Genomic DNA, 16512 nt, shown 5'->3' with positions numbered 1-16512 from the left:
CGTGCCGGGCGCGCCCCGCGCTCGCGAGTCATCCTAGGGCGACCGCCCTGTGTGTTTCCGGTTCCGCCCCGGCACGTCGCCGTTCGCGACGCCGGGAACACTGGGCGGGGGGACGCGTTTAGTCTGGTGACGACGAAAGGGAACGGCATGGCACAGAACGACACGTCGACCGGCGGCTACACGGTTTCGAAGAGCGACAGCGAGTGGCGCGAGGAGCTCAGCCCGGAGCAGTACGCGGTGCTGCGCGAGGCCGGAACCGAGCGCCCGTGGACGGGCGAACTGCTCGACGAGGGCCGCGCAGGCCTGTATACGTGTGCCGCATGCGGTGCGGAGCTGTTCCAGGCGGGGACCAAGTTCGACTCCGGATGCGGCTGGCCGAGCTTCTACGAGTCGGTGCGCCCGGAGGCGGTGCAGCTGCTCGAGGACGACAGCCTCGGCATGGTGCGCACCGAGGTGCGCTGCGCCAGCTGCGGCTCGCACCTGGGCCACGTGTTCCCCGACGGTTTCGGCACCCCGACCGGTGACCGCTATTGCATGAACTCGATCTCGCTGAACTTCACTCCGGAGTCCTGATGACCGACCTCGCCGGCCGCGTGGCCGCGCGGCGGTCGTACTCCCGGGTGACCCCGGACGCCCCGACGCACGACGAGCTGCTGCCCCTGGTGGCAGCGGCAGGCCGGGTCGCCGATCACAGCGCCCTGCATCCCTGGCGGATCATCGAACTGCGTGGTGACGCCCGGCGGCGACTGGGGGATGCGTTCGTCGCGGACGCCAAGGCAACCGGGTCGGACGCCGAAAAGCTCGCGGCCAAGCCGTTGCGCTCCTCTTTACTGCTGGCGATCGTTGCGGTGCGCTCGAAGAGCGAGAAGGTTCCCGGCTGGGAGCAGGATGCGGTCGCTTCGGGCGTCGCGCACGTCCTGAGCCTGCTGCTCCACGACGCCGGGTGGGGCGTGATGTGGCGCACCGGCCACCACACCCGCTCGAAGGCGGTGCACCGGATGCACGGACTCGCCAAGAACGAGCGGCTGCTCGGCTGGCTCTACGTGGGCGGGATCCCGGCCGACAGCAAAGAGGGCTACCGCGCCACACTCGACCCCCAGCGCTTCCTCTCCGCCCTCGACTGAGGTCGCGACGCGCCCGGGCGTTCCCCTTTGTTACGCACGTGTTTCTGTTTGGAATCTTTTCGGTACGGATTCACGAAATCGCTGGCGTAGCCAGGCATTACAAGCATTAGGATCGTGATTCAACGTGCGGCGTTGGATCGCGCGAGTCACACAGCAATGGGAGTAAGGCATGGCGAACGGAACCGTGAAGTGGTTCAACGCTGAGAAGGGCTTCGGCTTCATCACCGTCGAAGGTGGGGGACAGGACGTTTTCGTTCACTACTCCGCGATCGACATGGCAGGTTACAAGGTTCTCGAAGAGGGCCAGCAGGTCGTGTTCGAGGTCGGCTCGGGGCAAAAGGGCCCGCAGGCCGAGTCGGTGCGACTGGCCTGACGCGATTCAGCACGCGAGTGCGAAGCGCCGTCCCCACCGAGGGGGCGGCGCTTCGTCGTTCCCCCTGTCGTGCCGGCGACCGCCGCAGGCTGACGTCGTCTTGCACTCCACCGCCACGAGTGCCAGAATCGCTTTAGCACTCCATCTGTCTGAGTGCTAATAGACGGAATCTTTCGCATACGTCCGGGAGGGACGAGAAACACATGGCAAAGATCATTGCTTTCAACGAGGACGCGCGCCGCGGCCTCGAGCGCGGCCTGAACACCCTGGCCGACACGGTCAAGGTGACCCTCGGCCCGCGTGGCCGTAACGTCGTCCTCGAGAAGAAGTGGGGTGCGCCGACGATCACGAACGACGGTGTCTCCATCGCGAAGGAGATCGAGCTCGACGACCCGTACGAGAAGATCGGTGCGGAGCTCGTCAAGGAGGTCGCCAAGAAGACCGACGACGTCGCGGGTGACGGAACGACCACCGCGACCGTGCTGGCCCAGGCGCTCGTCAAGGAAGGCCTGCGCAACGTCGCGGCCGGCGCTGACCCGATCACGCTGAAGCGCGGCATCGAGAAGGCCGTCAAGGCCGTCACCGACGAGCTCGTCGCCTCCGCCAAGGAGGTCGAGACCAAGGAGGAGATCGCGGCCACCGCGTCCATCTCCGCCGGCGACACCACCATCGGCGAGATCATCGCCGAGGCGATCGACAAGGTTGGCAAGGAGGGCGTCGTCACCGTCGAGGAGTCGAACACCTTCGGCACCGAGCTCGAGCTGACCGAGGGCATGCGCTTCGACAAGGGCTTCCTGTCGCAGTACTTCGTCACCGACCAGGACCGCCAGGAGGCGGTGTTCGAAGACCCGTACATCCTCATCGCCAACCAGAAGATCTCCAACATCAAGGACCTCCTGCCGGTGGTCGACAAGGTGATCCAGGCGGGCAAGCAGCTCCTCATCATCGCGGAGGACGTCGACGGCGAGGCCCTGGCCACGCTGATCGTCAACAAGATCCGCGGCATCTTCAAGTCCGTCGCCGTCAAGGCTCCGGGCTTCGGCGACCGCCGCAAGGCCATGCTGCAGGACATCGCGATCCTCACCGGCGGCCAGGTCATCTCCGAGGAGGTCGGTCTCAAGCTCGAGAACGTCACCCTCGACCTGCTCGGTCAGGCCCGCAAGGTCGTCATCACCAAGGACGAGACCACCATCGTCGAGGGCTCCGGTGACCCGGAGGCCATCGCTGGTCGCGTGCAGCAGATCCGCAACGAGATCGAGAACACCGACAGCGACTACGACCGCGAGAAGCTCCAGGAGCGCCTCGCGAAGCTCGCCGGTGGCGTCGCCGTCATCAAGGCGGGCGCGGCCACCGAGGTCGAGCTCAAGGAGCGCAAGCACCGCATCGAGGACGCTGTCCGCAACGCGAAGGCCGCCGTCGAGGAGGGCATCGTCGCCGGTGGTGGCGTCGCCCTCATCCAGGCCGGCAAGACCGCGTTCGAGAAGCTGGAGCTGACCGGTGACGAGGCAACGGGTGCGAACATCGTGCGCGTCGCCATCGAGGCCCCGCTGAAGCAGATCGCGATCAACGCGGGCCTCGAGGCCGGCGTCGTCGTCGAGAAGGTGCGCAACCTCCCCGTCGGCCACGGCCTCAACGCCGCGACCGGCGAGTACGTCGACATGCTCGCTGCCGGCATCAACGACCCGGTGAAGGTCACCCGCTCGGCGCTGCAGAACGCCGCGTCCATCGCGGGTCTGTTCCTCACCACCGAGGCCGTCGTCGCCGACAAGCCCGAGAAGAACCCGGCCCCGGTCGGCGACCCGACGGGTGGCATGGACTTCTAAGTCCCGGCTCCGCACGACACAAGAGGGCGTCTCCCGCACGGGAGGCGCCCTCTTCGCGTACGTGGATTTTCGGTGAGGCGGTCAGGTCGGTACGACGACACGGACACCGACCGCTCTGGCTAGTCGAGCGAGTTCTTCGTCGTACGTGAGGAGCTCATCCACTCCGAGGCGGAGAGCGGTAGACAGGTGGATTGCGTCGTTCGAACGCAGAGGCGTGTTGAGAGCGGCAGTCATCAGGTCGCCCCGTGTGAGATCCACGAGGTCGACCACGTCGAGCAGCGATTCGATGTCGTCGAGGTCGAGAGGCTCGTTTCGGCGCATGGCTGCGCAGTGAAGTTCGGTGTGAAGAAGCCAGGATGCGACGAGGCGAAGCGGCGCCCGCTCCAGCTCGCGGAACATCGCGTCGGTTTCCTCTTCCCGGATGAGCAGTTTCATCGCGGCCGAGGTGTCGAGGTAGGCGACCGTCACCAGCGCCCCCGACTTTCGTCGAGCAACTCGCGGGAACTGATCGGGTAGTCCTTGGGCGTGATTTTGCAGAGGGAAGACAGGGGTTTGAGCGCTGGTCTGGCCTGATTCCGCTCGATGAGTTCGTCCAGAAGTGGGCGCTCGACGGGAGATAAGACCGCTGTCACTCGTCCGTTGTTGGTGATCTGGAACGACTCGCCCGCTGCGACCCGTCGCAGGACGTCGGCGCTGTTGTTTCGCATCTCGCGATGAGTGATGGTCTTCATCCGTCGACCGTAGCGTCGCGTAGCACCCGCCCGGTGGTCCGTGGCCGCAATGGAGAGGCCAGTTGAGCTTCTGCGCGACAGGCCGTGACTTCGCCTGCCCGCGCCTGCTGGCACGGCTCGGCACGGCGGCGGTTCGGGAGCGTCCCGGGCCGATAGGGTGCGGTCGTGGAGCAGACGTCGAAGGGCCGACGCAGTCGCCGGGGAGCGCTGCTCGCCGTGGGCGCTACCGCGGCCGCGCTCGCGCTGCTGGCGTCCACGCTCACTGGCTGCGCCTGCGCTCGGGATCGACGTCGTCGGCGGACCCGCCTCCACCCGCGCGACGGAGACCGTCCCCTCGCGCCCGCCGGCCGCGCCCGCCCTCGACTGCTCGCAGTTCGCGTCGGACGATGCCGTCGGCGCCCTGCTCGGAGCGCACGCCGCCGCTGCCGACCCTCCCGCCGGAACACTGACCGGGGTCGCATCCTTCGGCGGGTACGCCGCATCCGCGGCGGGTGGCGGCTGGTGCTCCTGGGGCGACGACACCACCGTCTCTCCGTTGCCGAAGACGTGGCGCGCGCTCACAGTCACGCTGCTTCCGCACGCCCACGACGCCTGGACGAAACTCGCGGAGAACTACCCGGCTGCCGCCGCCAACGGGGCCGACTACGACGGAGGGGTGTCCCGCGGCGGATCCTGCTCGACGCCGACGACGCTGTCGCCCGGCGTCGAGTGCCACACCAACGTCCTCGTGGGCTCGTCATGGCTGGAGGTCCGCGCGGGAGCGTCGGACCTTCCGATCGCCGAAACCGACTTCCACGCGTTCGTCCAGGGGGTGCTGCCGGCTGCCGCTCGATTCGACGCCTCCGTTCCCGTGGTGACTGCGCTCGCGCCGCTGGCTTGCGCGGGACCCGAATGGCTCGCAGAGGTGAAGAGCGTCTTCGGCCTCTCGGCGGTGTCGAGTCTCGGCTCCGAGGGTTCGTTCGACCTCCGCACGGCGGCCCACCTCGACGGCGCGGCCACGTCCTGCGCCTACCAGCCGAGCGAGGACGGCTCCGGCGGCCTTCTCGGCACGCTGTCGGTGCTGCGGGACAGCGCGGCCTCGTATGCCACGTATCGCCACGCCGCGATCACCACCGGCGGGCCCGCGGCCGGCGTGCACAGCGGCTCCATCACCGTCGCGGGCCAGACGGTCCCGACGGTGGTCCGCACCGAGCAGGACGGTTTCGCATCCACCACGGTCGTCGACGCCCTCGTCGGCTCCACGTGGGTCCAGTTCGCCGCCCCCGACACCGACGAGGACACGGTCAGCGCCTACGTCACGTGGGTCGCCGGCCGCCTCTGACGGCGCTCGCCGCCACATTCGTGACGAATGTCGCTTATGGCGCCCGCTAAGCGCACATTCGTCACGAATCTCCGCCACACGAACGAGCAACATTCGTGACGAATGTCGCTTATGGAGCCCGCTGAGCGCACATTCGTCACGAATCACCAGCGCCGGCGACCGCGCGGCTATTGCGCGAGCGGCTAGGGCGACGCGGGGGAGTCGGCGAGCGGGAGCGAGACGCGGAACGTGGCGCCGCCGCCCTCCGTGTCGACCACCTCGACCGTGCCGCTGTGGGCGGCGACGATCGACGACACGATCGCCAGCCCCAGTCCGCTTCCGCCGGTCTCGCGTGCGCGGGAGGTGTCGGCGCGCCAGAAGCGCTGGAAGATCTTCTCGCGGATCTGCGGTGGGATGCCGTCACCGTGGTCGCGCACCTCGATGGTGGCCCGCTCGGTGCGGTGGTCGATCTGCACCGCGACCTCGATGGGGCTGCCCTCCGGCGTGTAGCGCAGCGCATTGCCCATCAGGTTCGTGACGACCTGCCGCAGCTTGTTCTCTTCCGCCATGACGATCGCGGGCTCCGTCGGCGACGGCTGCGTCAGCACGATCTTCTCGGCGGTCGTGATGGGGAGCGTGTCCGTGCTCACCCGGCGGCCGCGACCCCGGCGCAGTCGGGCCAGCGCGGACCCGGCGAAGGAGATCGGCCCGGTCGCGTTGGTGGCCCGGGCGCCCGTATCCGGCACCAGCATCGGGACGGTGTCGACGCCGAGGTCGACCAGCTCGTCCTCTTCGGGCGCGACCGGCTCAGGAGTGAGCACGCTGACGACGCGGCCCGGGGAGCCGGCCATCGCATCCATCGCGGCATCCTGTGCGATCTTCACCAGGTCGACCCGGTGCAGGTCGAGCGGCTTGGTCTCGTCGAGGCGGGCCAGCTCGAGCAGGTCCTCCACGAGGATGCCCATGCGGATCGCCTCCTTCTCGATGCGATCCATGGCCTGGGCCACGTCTTCGGGAGTCTGCAGCGCGCCCATCCGGTACAGCTCGGCGTAGCCGCGCACCGACACCAACGGCGTCCGCAGCTCGTGGGAGGCGTCGCCCACGAAGCGGCGCATCTGGTCGATGGTGCGCGCGCGGTCGCTGAACGCGCGGTCGATGCGGTTCAGCATGGTGTTGAGGGAGCGGTTCAGCCGCCCGACCTCGGTGTTGGGCGTCGCTCCACCGAGACGCTGGCTGAAGTCGCCGTCGGCGATCGCAGCGGCCGTCTGCTCGACTTCGCGCAGGGGCGAGAACGTCGTGGTCACGAGCATCCGCGTCAGGCCTGCGCCGACGATGATGACGATGACGCCGAACCCGAGGAAGATCGCGAGGAAGCTCGCCATAACCGTGTCGATCTGCGACGTGGCCGTCGCGACGATCGCCGTTCCCAGCTCACCGTCCGGCCCGGCGAACGTCACCGTCTGGGTGAGCGCACGGTACGACGTCCGGCCGTCGTTGCTCGGGATCGTGTACCCGCCCGCCGGCATCGCCTTACCCTCCGGGACCGTGAGGCTGGCAGGGATGGCCGGCCGGTGCGCGTACGGGATGTTGGTCCAGTTCGTCTTGACCAGGTGGCCGTCGGAGTCGTAGAGCGCCGCGAAGTAGTCCGAGGGGCTCGCGTCCGTCGCGATCTGGTCGGCGTCCGACGACGACTTGAACAGGTAGGTGTTCAGGTAGGAGGCTCCGGAGGCGGCGGAGAGCTGCGCATCCAGCTGGTCCAGCAGCACCGGCTTGAGCATCGACATCGTGCCGATCCCGGTCACGAGCAGCCCCAGGGTCAGCATGAGCACGGTCACGCCCGTGATCTTGGTGCGGAGGGAGATCGCGTTCCAGCGATCGAGCAGGCGTGAATGCATCAGGCCGTCAGTCTATGCAGGGGATGCTGTGTCGGGCATGTGTGCGCGGCGGAGCACCTCAGACCTTGGCGGCCTTGAGCATGTAGCCGAACCCGCGCTTGGTCTGGATGAGCGGCTCGCTGGAGTGCGCGTCCACCTTGCGGCGCAGGTAAGAGATGTAGGACTCGACGATGCCCGCGTCGCCGTTGAAGTCGTACTCCCAGACGTGGTCGAGGATCTGCGCCTTCGACAGCACGCGGTTGGGGTTGAGCATGAGGTAGCGGAGGAGCTTGAACTCGGTCGGGCTGAGCTCGATCGGGGTGTCGCCCACGAAGACCTCGTGCGTGTCCTGATCCATCGTCAGCTCGCCGGCGCGGATGACCGCATCCTCGTCGGCCTGCATCGTCCGGCGCAGGATGGCCTTGATGCGGGCGACGATCTCGTCGAGGCTGAACGGCTTGGTGACGTAGTCGTCGCCGCCGACGGTGAGGCCGGTGATCTTGTCTTCGGTGTCGTCCTTCGCGGTGAGGAAGAGGATCGGCGCGGTGTACCCGGCGCCCCGCAGCCGCTTGGTGACGCCGAAGCCGTTCATGTCCGGCAGCATGACGTCGAGGATGATCAGGTCGGGCTCCTCTTCGAGGACCGCGGAGATCGCCTGGGCTCCGTTGCCGACCGCGCGAACGGCGAATCCGGCGAAACGGAGGCTGGTGGTGAGAAGGTCGCGGATGTTCGGCTCGTCGTCGACGATGAGAATGCGTGGTCCGGCGTTCATGGAGACAGTATCTGCGCGTCAGCTGATTCTTACCTGTGAGCCGTCGGTGCGCAGTGAGTGCGCGGGTGGTGCACGGGTCTGGCGCCCGCAGTGTGAAGAGTGGATGCTGAACTCATGTCGAATCCCACCGTCGTCATCGCGGGCGCCGGGCTCGCCGGGGCAAGCGTCGCGACCGAGTTGCGCGAGCGCGGCTTCGCGGGCCGCATCCTGCTGCTCGGACTCGAGGAGCATCACCCGTACATCCGCCCGCCGCTCTCGAAGGAGTACCTGAAGGGCGAGGGTGGCATCGAGCAAGCGGACGTCCACCCTGCCGCCTGGTACGCCGACAATTCGGTCGAATTCGTGCCAGGCGTCGAGGCCGGATCGTTCGAGGTCGGAGCCCACGAGTTGTTCGTCTCGGAGGGCGGCCGCATCACTTACGACAGCCTGGTGCTGGCGACCGGCGCGAGTGCGCGTCCCCTCGGCGTCCCCGGCAGCGGGCATGGGGCCGTGTTCCCGCTGCGCACGCGCGAGGACTCCGCCTGGCTGCGGGCAGCCCTCGAAGTCGGTGGGCGGCGCGTCGTCGTGGTCGGCTCCGGCTGGATCGGCCTGGAGGTCGCCGCCGCTGCACGCGGGTACGGCAACGACGTGACCGTGCTCGGCCGGGCGCCCGTCCCGCTGAGCGGTGCGATCGGCCGGGAGCTGGGTGCGGTCTTCGAGCGGCTCCATGTGGACAACGGGGTCACGTTCCACAACGGCGCGAAGGTGGTCGGGGTGGATGGCGGGGAGGAGCAGGTGGTCGTCCTCGCGTCGGGAGAGCGCATCCCGGCGGATGTGGTCGTCGCAGGCGTCGGGGCCGCCCCGAACACGCTGGTCGCCGAGCGCTCGGGCGCCCGCATCGCGGACGGCGTGCTCACCGACAAGGGGATGCGCACCAGCATCGAAGACATCTATGCGGTCGGGGACGTGGCCAACCCGTTCCTCCCGGCGATCGGCCGCCACCTGCGCAGCGAGCACTGGGCGAACGCCATCGCGAGCGGGAAGGTCGCGGCGCACGCGATCCTCGGCGAGCGCGCTTCGTACGACGACATCCCGTACTTCTACTCCGACCAATACGATCTGGGCATGGAGTATTCGGGCTACGCGCCGCTTGCCGCCGGCGCCCGGGTCGTCTACCGCGGCGACGTGGGGGCGCGCGAGTTCATCGCGTTCTGGCTGCGCAACGACCGGGTCGTCGCGGGCATGAACGTCAACGTGTGGGACGTGCAGGACGACATTCAGCGCCTGATCCGCTCCGGTGGGCGAGTGGATGCGGACCGCCTCGCCGACGAGAGCGTCGCCCTTGCCGATGTCTGAGGCGGGCGCGGAGGCGGGCGGAGCGACGCCGCACACGCCGTACCTGCCCCCGCTGCGCATCCCCGTCCGGCAGATCGGTGCGCGCACCTTCGACTTCTCCCGTCAGGTGGCCATCATGGCCGTGGTGAACAGGACACCCGACTCCTTCTACGACCAGGGTCGCACTTACGCCTTCGACCGCGCGGTGGACGCGTGCTTCGAGGCCGTCGCGTTGGGCGCCGACTGGGTCGACATCGGCGGGGCGCCGTTCGCGCCGGGGGAGCCCATCCCCGTCGAGGAGGAAGTGGAGCGGGTCGTCCCGGTCGTCGAGGCGTTGCGCGCCGGGTCGGATGTGGTGATCTCGGTGGACACGTTCCACTCGGTGGTCGCGCGTCACGCGATCGGGGCCGGCGCGACCGTGATCAACGACACGACCGGTTTGAGAGACCCGGACCTGGCGAGGGTCGTCGCGGACAGCGACGCCACGCTCGTCATCACGCACAGCCTGGCGGAGCCGCGGCGCCCGTTTCCCCGGCCGCAGTACGGGGATGTCGTGGCCGAGGTGTCCGCGTTCCTCCGCGACCGGGTGGAGCGGGCGCTCACCGCGGGCATCCCGGAGGAGCGGATCATCGTGGACCCGGGGCACGACCTGAACAAGAACACACTGCACTCGCTCGCGTTGACCCGCCGCCTCAGCGAGATCGCCGACCTCGGCTATCCGACGCTGGCGGCGGTATCGAACAAGGACTTCATCGGCGAGACCCTCGACGCGCCCCGCACCGAGCGTCTGGAGGGCTCGCTCGCCGCCGCCGTGATCAGCGTGATGAACGGTGCCCGGATCGTCCGGATGCACGATGTGCGCGCGTCCGTCGCGGCCGTTCGGATGACGGAGGCCGTGCTCGGTCTGCGCGAGCCCGCCTACCTCAAGCACAACATGGGAGACCTGAATGACTGACACCCCTGGCACCGCTTCTCCCGCCCCGGCCATCCATCGCCTGTCGCCTCTGCCGTCGCAGACCGAGCTGAGCGACGACGACATCGCCGCCCTCTACCTCGAGGGTGCCGGCGACCCGTGGCTGCGCGTCAACTTCGTCACCAGCGTCGACGGCGCCGCCACCCACCAGGGGCTGTCCGGTGGTCTGTCCAACGACGTGGATTCCCGCGTCTTCGAAATCCTGCGCCGCCTGTGCGACGTGGTCCTCGTGGGCGCGGGGACCGTGCGCGCCGAGGGCTACGGCGCGATGCGGGTGGATGCGACGTCCGCGCGGCTCCGCAGCGGGGCCGGGATGACCGCCCACCCGGTCTTCGCGATCGTGTCGGCCGGACTCGACCTCGACCCGCGGAGCTCCATCTTCCAGGACGCGCCGGAGCGGCCGATCGTCCTGACCACCGAGCTGTCCAGGCCCGAGGCGCGCGACGCGCTCGGCGAGGTGGCCGACGTGGTCGTCTGCGGGCGGGAGCGGGTGGTCGCCGAGCGCGGACTGGCCGTGCTGCACGAGCGCGGGCTGACGCGCATCCACTGCGAGGGAGGTCCGCACCTGTTCGCCGACCTCATCGCGGCGCGAGCCGTCGACGAGCTGTGCCTGACGGTCAGCCCGCGGCTGGAGGGCGGCACCTCGTCGCGAATCGCGACGGGTGCGGCGCCGATCGTTCCGCTCGGTCTGCGCCTCGCGCACACGCTCGCCGGGGACGACACCCTGCTGCTCCGGTATGTCCGCGGCTGACGGGGAGCTCCGACCCCGGATCGACGCGGCGGTCGTTCGCCGGCTTGTCGACACGCAGTTTCCCCAGTGGCGCGGGCTGCCCCTGCGCGCGGTGGACCACGACGGGTGGGACAACCGGACCTTTCGCCTCGGGGACGAGCTGAGTGTCCGGCTGCCCAGCGCCGCGGGGTACGTCGAGCAGGTGGCGAAGGAGCAGTATTGGCTCCCGCGGCTTGCGGCGGTGCTGCCGCTGCCCATTCCGCAGCCGGTGGCCGCGGGCGCGCCCGGTGAGGGGTTCCCGTTCCCGTGGTCGGTGTACCGATGGCTGCCGGGCACGCCCGTCGTGCTGCGCGGCGATGTGTCACGGGATGCTGCGCTCGCGGAGGCGATCGGATCGTTCCTGGTGGCGCTGCGATCGGCGCCGGTCGATGGCGCACCGTGGCCCGGCACCCACAACTTCTTCCGGGGTGCACCGCCCGATGTGTACGAGGAGGAGGCGCTCGCCGCGTTCCCGCTGCTGGGTGCGGACGCCGACCGGGCACGCTCGCTCTGGGCGGAGGCGACCGCATCCCGGTGGGAAGGGCCGCCCGTGTGGTTTCACGGGGACGTCGCGCCCGGCAACCTGCTCGTGGACGGGTCGGGCGCGCTGTCCGCCGTGATCGACTTCGGCACCTCCGGCGTCGGCGACCCGGCGTGCGACCTCGTGCCGGCGTGGACGATGTTCGAGGGCGCGGCGCGCGACGCCTTCGTCGAGACCGTCGGCGTCGGCCTCGACGACGCGACGTGGGCGCGGGCGCGTGGCTGGGCGCTGTGGAAGGCGGCGATCACCGTGCGCGACCGCCCCGCTGACGCGGAGTCCCGCGCCACGCTCGCGCGCATCCTCGCCTGAGCTGCGCCCGTCCCCGCCGCCCTCGCCGCCCTCGCAGAGATTTGCGCCAGTTCGCGGTTTTGGGGGCGGCATAACCGCGAATTGGCGCAAATCGTAAGTACCGCGCGGGGGCTACGCCGCCTCGAGGGCGTGGGCGTCGAGGATCGTGTACGAGTAGCCCTGCTCGGCGAGGAACCGCTGGCGGTTCTGCGCGAAATCCTGATCGACCGTGTCGCGCGCCACCAGGGTGTAGAAGTTGGCCGACAGGCCCGACTCCTTCGGGCGCAGCAGACGACCGAGGCGCTGTGCCTCCTCCTGCCGGCTGCCGTACGAGCCGGACACCTGGATGGCGACCGTCGCCTCGGGCAGGTCGACCGAGAAGTTCGCGACCTTGCTGACGACCAGCAGCTTCGTGCGTCCGTCCCGGAACTCCTGATACAGCCGCTCGCGCTCGTCCACCGGCGTGGCACCGGTCAGCTTGGGCGCGCCGAGGGCATCCGCGAGTTCGTCGATCTGGTCCAGGTACTGCCCGATGACGAGGATGCGCTCACCCTCGTGCCGGTCGACCAGCTGCCGCACGATGTCGAGCTTCGCCGGCGCGGTGGCCGCGAGGCGGTACCGCTCGTCGTCGGGAGCGGCCGCATAGCTGAGGCGGTCGGAGGCCGGCAGGTCGACGCGCACCTCGTAGCAGGCGGCGGGGGAGATGAAGCCCTGGGCCTCGATCTCCTTCCACGGCGCATCGAAGCGCTTCGGACCGATCAGGCTGAACACGTCGCCCTCACGGCCGTCCTCCCGCACCAGTGTCGCTGTCAGCCCGAGTCGGCGTCGCGCCTGCAACTCGGCGGTCAGTTTGAAGACGGGCGCGGGCAGCAGGTGGACCTCGTCGTACACGACGAGTCCCCAGTCCAGGGCGTCGAGCAGCGCCAGGTGGGCATACTCGCCCTTCCGCTTCGCGGTGAGGATCTGGTACGTCGCGATGGTGACCGGCTTGACCTCTTTCACCTGCCCCGAGTACTCGCCGATCTCCTCCGCCGTCAGGGTGGTGCGGCGCAGCAGCTCGTCGCGCCACTGCCGGGCGGAGACCGTGTTGGTGACCAGGATGAGCGTGGTCGTCTTCGCCGTCGCCATCGCCCCGGCGCCGACCAGCGTCTTGCCCGCGCCGCAGGGCAGCACGACCACACCCGAGCCGCCGTCGAAGAAGTTGGTGACCGCCTTGCGCTGGTAGTCGCGGAGCGCCCAGCCGTCCTCCTTCAGCCCGATGTCGTGCGGAGTGCCCGGGGTGTAGCCGGCGAGGTCCTCCGCCGGCCAGCCGAGCTTCACGAGCTCCTGCTTGAGTTGTCCTCGCGCCCACGCCTCCACGACGAACGTCTCGTCGTCGCGGCGCTCCAGCAGCAGGGGGGAGATGCGCTTGGCGTTCGCGACCTCCGTCAGCACGGGCAGGTCGGTGGAGCGCAGCACCAGCGTCCCCTCGTCGTCGCGTTCGATGACCAGGCGGCCGTAGCGGGCGACGGTCTCCGTGACGTCCACCGAGACGGTTTGCGGAATCGGGAACTTCGAGTACCGCTCCAGCGTCCCGAGCATGTCCTCCGCGGTGTGCCCAGCGGCCCGCGCGTTCCACAGGCCCAGCCGGGTGATGCGGTAGGTGTGGATGTGCTCGGGCGCGCGTTCCAGCTCGGCGAAGACCGCGAGATCGTGGCGTGCATCCTCCGCCTCGGCGTGGGCGACCTCGAGGAGCACGGTGCGATCGCTCTGGACGATCAGGGGGCCATCAGACATAGCTGACCAGCCTACGCCCTGCGGCCGTGCGTTCTGTCGGCCGTGCACGCGAGGACCGGTGCCGCCCTAACCCGCGTGCGACCTGCCGCAGGCCGGACACACGCACGTGTTCGTATCAGGAGGGTCGAACAGCGAGTGGTTCCGCGCTTCCGCGGCAACCCACGGCACATCCGACTCGGCTGCCGACGCGAGGAGTCCAGGGTCGGTGAGGAGCCGGATCCGTGACGCCAGCCAGACCCGCGGCTGGCCGTGAACATCGTGCCGGCTCAGGAGGATGACGAGGGGCGCCATGCCGTAGCGTCCACCCGTCGCCAGATCGATCCTGTCGAGGAGCTGGTCGATCGTCACGGCCACGATCTCGAGCGGAATCGCCGGCTCGTCGCCGGCGTCCGGCACGACCGACGCGAACAGGACATCGTTGAGCTCGTCGTACCCCCAGGCGCTCCGCGCGGCGAACCCGGGCAACTGGAGTCGGTAACTGGTCGTCATGCGGTGCTCGCCTCCCCTCGCAGCCGATGCTACGGAGGGGTAGACGGGCCCGACCAGAGCACCAACGCGCGGAAATCCCTGCATAGCGCCCGGCCTGCGCAGCAGTGCGGCGCGCGGCAGCGCGGCGCACTCAGGGCGCGGGGCGCATCCCGCGCACGCTGGAGAGGGGGAGGGTCCGCTCGATGTCCGCCGCGCGGTCCCGCCCGCGCAGGCGCCCGCCGCCGACGCCGGTCGGCTCCAGCAGGTAGTCGACGACGCTGCCGTCGGGCATCGCCACCTCGATGATGATCGGCTGCCGCGCGCGGACCGCGAGGTCCAGTTGGCGCACCAGCCAGCGCTCGCCGGTGTCGTCGCCGGCGTCCGCCTCCGCGTGTCGCAGCCGCTCGACCAGCTCGGCGTCGCGGTCCTGCTCCTCAATGGCTCCGGGATGCGCGACCCGCTGCCGCCGCAGCGTCACCTCGTTGCCGTCCGCGTCCTCCGCCACCACCGGGTAGCGCGCGTCGCTGAGCGCCCAGAACACGACATCGCGCGGGAACCGGCTCACGAGTTCCCCCTCCCGCGTCGGCGCGAGCCGCAGGGACGCGAGCGTCTGGTCCACGTGGATGGTGCGCAGCAGCGTCGCGTCCGCCGACCGCACGGCTGAGCGCGCAATCTCGTCGGTGACGTCGTGCACGCGAACCCGTCCGTGCCGCTCGGCGGCGTCCGCGATCAGGTAGTCCACCGGCTGCGGCAGCCCGGTCAGAGAGATCGTGCTGAGGAATTCCCGGATGCCGTCCGCCGTCTCGCCCGCCGTCAGCGCGCGGTCGACGGATGCGGCGGAGATGCGGAACGTCGACGCCAGTGCCCGGGACTCCAGCTCGGCGATCCCGCGCAGGCGTGACTCGATCTCGGGCGCCAGCGGCCCGGGAGACACGATGGTCAGGTCGTGCTGCAGGTACACGTGATCGACCTCGGCGGGGAACTGCGCGGCCATCAGCGTGGTCGCCGCATCCGGCCCGTCCTCCACGAGCGCCGCACCGGCCGAGCTCGGTGCCTGGTGCGCGGTCACCCCCAGCCACTCGGCCAACCGCGTGTGCGCATCCACTCGGCTCTGCGCCTCCGCGATCGACGCGGGATACAGCCACGCGACATGCTCACGCAGGCTGTCGCCCCAGGCCGCCCGGCTGCGCAGCGCCAGAAGGCTGCGGATATCGCCGGGGAGCGTATCCAGCCAGGCGGCCGCCAGGGCGCGCCAGCGGTCGGCGCTGGGGGAGTGCGACCAGGTCGCCGCGCTGTCGGTCGGGAGCCACATCCCCTCGCCTACGGCCACCAGTCCGGCGCGCTCGGCCGCCGACAGCGCGACGGGGATGAGGTCGGCATCGAGCGAGAGCGCCTCGGCGAGCCGCTTCACGGCGGGCAGCGCGAGGCCGCCCTTCTGCAGCCGGCGCGCGCCCTCACGCCCCAACTCGGCCAGCAGCTCGGAGACAGCCGCGACCGACTCGAACGCGCGCTCGGCCGCGAGCCGGTCGGTGAACCGGCGCTCGGTGTCCGGCACGGGTGCGAGGGCGGGAGGTGGTGGAGTGTGCAGGAGTTCGTCGGAGGACGGCAGCCGCTGAGCGGCCCAGCCGTCGAGGTGCGCGGTCACCGCGTCGTAGACACCGAACGTCGCATCCTCGGCCGGGTGGGCCAGCAGGAGGGCGGCCGTGTCGTCCAGAGCCGCCGCCACGGCATCCCGATCGACGGCAGCGGTCGCGGGCTCGGCGGCCAGCAGTGCGGCCACCTCGTCGACGTTCAGCGGCGTCGCCGCGCGGCCCAGAACGACCAGCGCGGCGAGGTGGATGCGGTCGAGCGGCGCCAGGGCACGCTGCAGCGCGTCGGTGTCGAGCAGCGCATCGGCGAGGTCGAAGAAGTCGGTCACGCCCGTCCGCCGGTAGGTCCGGCCGTGCAGGACGGACGCGAGCACCGCGTCGTCCAGCCCCCGCAGCCGCGCTGCGAGAGCGAGCGTCGTCGTCATCCGCCGATCCGCCGGCCGTCAGGCCTAGCGCCGGCCCTTCGGGGTGTTGGCGGCGGCGGCCGCGCGGTTGGCCGCCCGGTTGCGTCGGGCGCTCACGATGAGCAGCACGATGATCAGCACGAAGGCGATAGGGAGCGCGACAAGAGGGAAGAGGAACACCGTCGGCCAGAGGCCGGCACCCGATCCCTGCTGCGCGAATTGGCCTGCTGCGGTGCCGATCAGGATGGCCGCGATGCAGACCAGAGAGACGATGACGAGCGCGGCGATGATGTACGAAAGCACGCGCTGGAGCCGCGATGCCGGCGGCGGGGTCTGCTGGGTCACGAAATCAAGGATAATTGAGGTCGGTCATCTGATCCCCCATGTGAAGTG

Annotated in this window: 17 protein-coding genes; 9 read left to right on the top strand and 8 right to left on the bottom strand. The window is 69.8% G+C overall.

Annotation, left to right across the window (positions count from 1 at the left end; all coding sequences use genetic code 11):
• Positions 1 to 147 precede the first annotated feature (147 nt).
• The 4 genes from msrB (at position 148) to groL (ending at position 3320) form a co-directional block, all read left to right on the top strand.
• The gene (gene msrB, locus AB4Y74_RS11960) at positions 148 to 573 is read left to right on the top strand and encodes a peptide-methionine (R)-S-oxide reductase MsrB (protein ID WP_441799296.1); all 426 of its coding nucleotides are present in this window, start codon (positions 148 to 150) and stop codon (positions 571 to 573) included.
• Complete coding sequence (locus AB4Y74_RS11955) at positions 573 to 1124, top strand: nitroreductase family protein (RefSeq protein ID WP_441799295.1); 552 nt, start codon at positions 573 to 575, stop codon at positions 1122 to 1124. The genes msrB and AB4Y74_RS11955 overlap by 1 nt, the downstream gene beginning before the upstream one ends.
• 169 nt (positions 1125 to 1293) lie before the next feature.
• Positions 1294 to 1497, top strand: a complete 204-nt coding sequence (locus AB4Y74_RS11950; RefSeq protein ID WP_374009857.1) for a cold-shock protein — start codon at positions 1294 to 1296, stop codon at positions 1495 to 1497.
• Between the two features lie 203 nt (positions 1498 to 1700).
• Positions 1701 to 3320 carry a chaperonin GroEL gene (gene groL, locus AB4Y74_RS11945; protein WP_441799294.1) on the top strand — a complete coding sequence of 540 codons (1620 nt, stop codon included), beginning with the start codon at positions 1701 to 1703 and terminating at the stop codon, positions 3318 to 3320.
• A gap of 81 nt (positions 3321 to 3401) precedes the next feature.
• Here the strand turns inward: groL and AB4Y74_RS11940 are convergent, their stop codons facing one another.
• Together AB4Y74_RS11940 and AB4Y74_RS11935 are read right to left on the bottom strand one after the other, a co-directional pair.
• Positions 3402 to 3788, bottom strand: coding sequence for a type II toxin-antitoxin system VapC family toxin (locus AB4Y74_RS11940; RefSeq protein WP_441799293.1), 387 nt, complete (start codon positions 3786 to 3788; stop codon positions 3402 to 3404).
• On the bottom strand, positions 3785 to 4051 hold the full coding sequence (locus AB4Y74_RS11935; protein ID WP_441799292.1) for a type II toxin-antitoxin system Phd/YefM family antitoxin: 267 nt from the start codon (positions 4049 to 4051) through the stop codon (positions 3785 to 3787). Before AB4Y74_RS11935 ends, AB4Y74_RS11940 begins: the two co-directional genes overlap by 4 nt.
• 157 nt (positions 4052 to 4208) lie before the next feature.
• Here AB4Y74_RS11935 and AB4Y74_RS11930 point away from each other — a divergent pair, with 157 nt between their 5' ends.
• Positions 4209 to 5372 (top strand): hypothetical protein, encoded by a 1164-nt coding sequence (locus AB4Y74_RS11930; protein WP_441799291.1) that lies wholly within the window; start codon positions 4209 to 4211, stop codon positions 5370 to 5372.
• A 182-nt stretch (positions 5373 to 5554) separates the two neighbouring features.
• Here AB4Y74_RS11930 and AB4Y74_RS11925 read toward each other — a convergent pair whose 3' ends face one another.
• Both AB4Y74_RS11925 and AB4Y74_RS11920 read right to left on the bottom strand, forming a co-directional pair.
• A complete protein-coding gene (locus AB4Y74_RS11925) occupies positions 5555 to 7246 on the bottom strand; it encodes an ATP-binding protein (RefSeq protein ID WP_441799290.1) in 1692 nt (563 codons plus the stop codon).
• 58 nt (positions 7247 to 7304) lie between these two features.
• Positions 7305 to 7997 carry a response regulator transcription factor gene (locus tag AB4Y74_RS11920; RefSeq protein WP_374009860.1) on the bottom strand — a complete coding sequence of 231 codons (693 nt, stop codon included), beginning with the start codon at positions 7995 to 7997 and terminating at the stop codon, positions 7305 to 7307.
• A 114-nt stretch (positions 7998 to 8111) separates the two neighbouring features.
• On the opposite strand from AB4Y74_RS11920, the gene AB4Y74_RS11915 reads away from it, so the two are divergent.
• Genes AB4Y74_RS11915 through AB4Y74_RS11900 form a run of 4 tightly spaced genes read left to right on the top strand, consistent with a single transcriptional unit; the run spans position 8112 to position 11903 of the window.
• Positions 8112 to 9332 (top strand): NAD(P)/FAD-dependent oxidoreductase, encoded by a 1221-nt coding sequence (locus AB4Y74_RS11915; RefSeq protein WP_441799289.1) that lies wholly within the window; start codon positions 8112 to 8114, stop codon positions 9330 to 9332.
• Positions 9325 to 10266, top strand: a complete 942-nt coding sequence (gene folP, locus AB4Y74_RS11910; RefSeq protein WP_441799288.1) for a dihydropteroate synthase — start codon at positions 9325 to 9327, stop codon at positions 10264 to 10266. The genes AB4Y74_RS11915 and folP overlap by 8 nt, the downstream gene beginning before the upstream one ends.
• Positions 10259 to 11035, top strand: a complete 777-nt coding sequence (locus AB4Y74_RS11905) for a pyrimidine reductase family protein (RefSeq protein WP_441799287.1) — start codon at positions 10259 to 10261, stop codon at positions 11033 to 11035. Before folP ends, AB4Y74_RS11905 begins: the two co-directional genes overlap by 8 nt.
• Positions 11022 to 11903 (top strand): aminoglycoside phosphotransferase family protein, encoded by an 882-nt coding sequence (locus tag AB4Y74_RS11900; protein WP_441799286.1) that lies wholly within the window; start codon positions 11022 to 11024, stop codon positions 11901 to 11903. The genes AB4Y74_RS11905 and AB4Y74_RS11900 overlap by 14 nt, the downstream gene beginning before the upstream one ends.
• Before the next feature lie 111 nt (positions 11904 to 12014).
• On the opposite strand, the gene AB4Y74_RS11895 is transcribed toward AB4Y74_RS11900, so the two are convergent.
• From AB4Y74_RS11895 to AB4Y74_RS11880, 4 genes are all read right to left on the bottom strand, one after another.
• Entirely contained in the window at positions 12015 to 13658 is a 1644-nt protein-coding gene (locus AB4Y74_RS11895; RefSeq protein WP_441799285.1) for a DNA repair helicase XPB, read from the bottom strand.
• Positions 13659 to 13724: 66 nt separating this feature from the next.
• Complete coding sequence (locus AB4Y74_RS11890; RefSeq protein ID WP_441799284.1) at positions 13725 to 14147, bottom strand: hypothetical protein; 423 nt, start codon at positions 14145 to 14147, stop codon at positions 13725 to 13727.
• A gap of 130 nt (positions 14148 to 14277) precedes the next feature.
• Complete coding sequence (locus tag AB4Y74_RS11885; protein ID WP_441799283.1) at positions 14278 to 16140, bottom strand: helicase-associated domain-containing protein; 1863 nt, start codon at positions 16138 to 16140, stop codon at positions 14278 to 14280.
• Between the two features lie 24 nt (positions 16141 to 16164).
• A complete protein-coding gene (locus AB4Y74_RS11880; protein WP_441799282.1) occupies positions 16165 to 16464 on the bottom strand; it encodes a hypothetical protein in 300 nt (99 codons plus the stop codon).
• Positions 16465 to 16512 lie beyond the last annotated feature (48 nt).

Source organism: Leifsonia sp. RAF41, from assembly GCF_052114085.1.
GTDB lineage: Bacteria > Actinomycetota > Actinomycetes > Actinomycetales > Microbacteriaceae > Leifsonia.
This window is presented reverse-complemented; position numbering and strand designations above follow the sequence as displayed.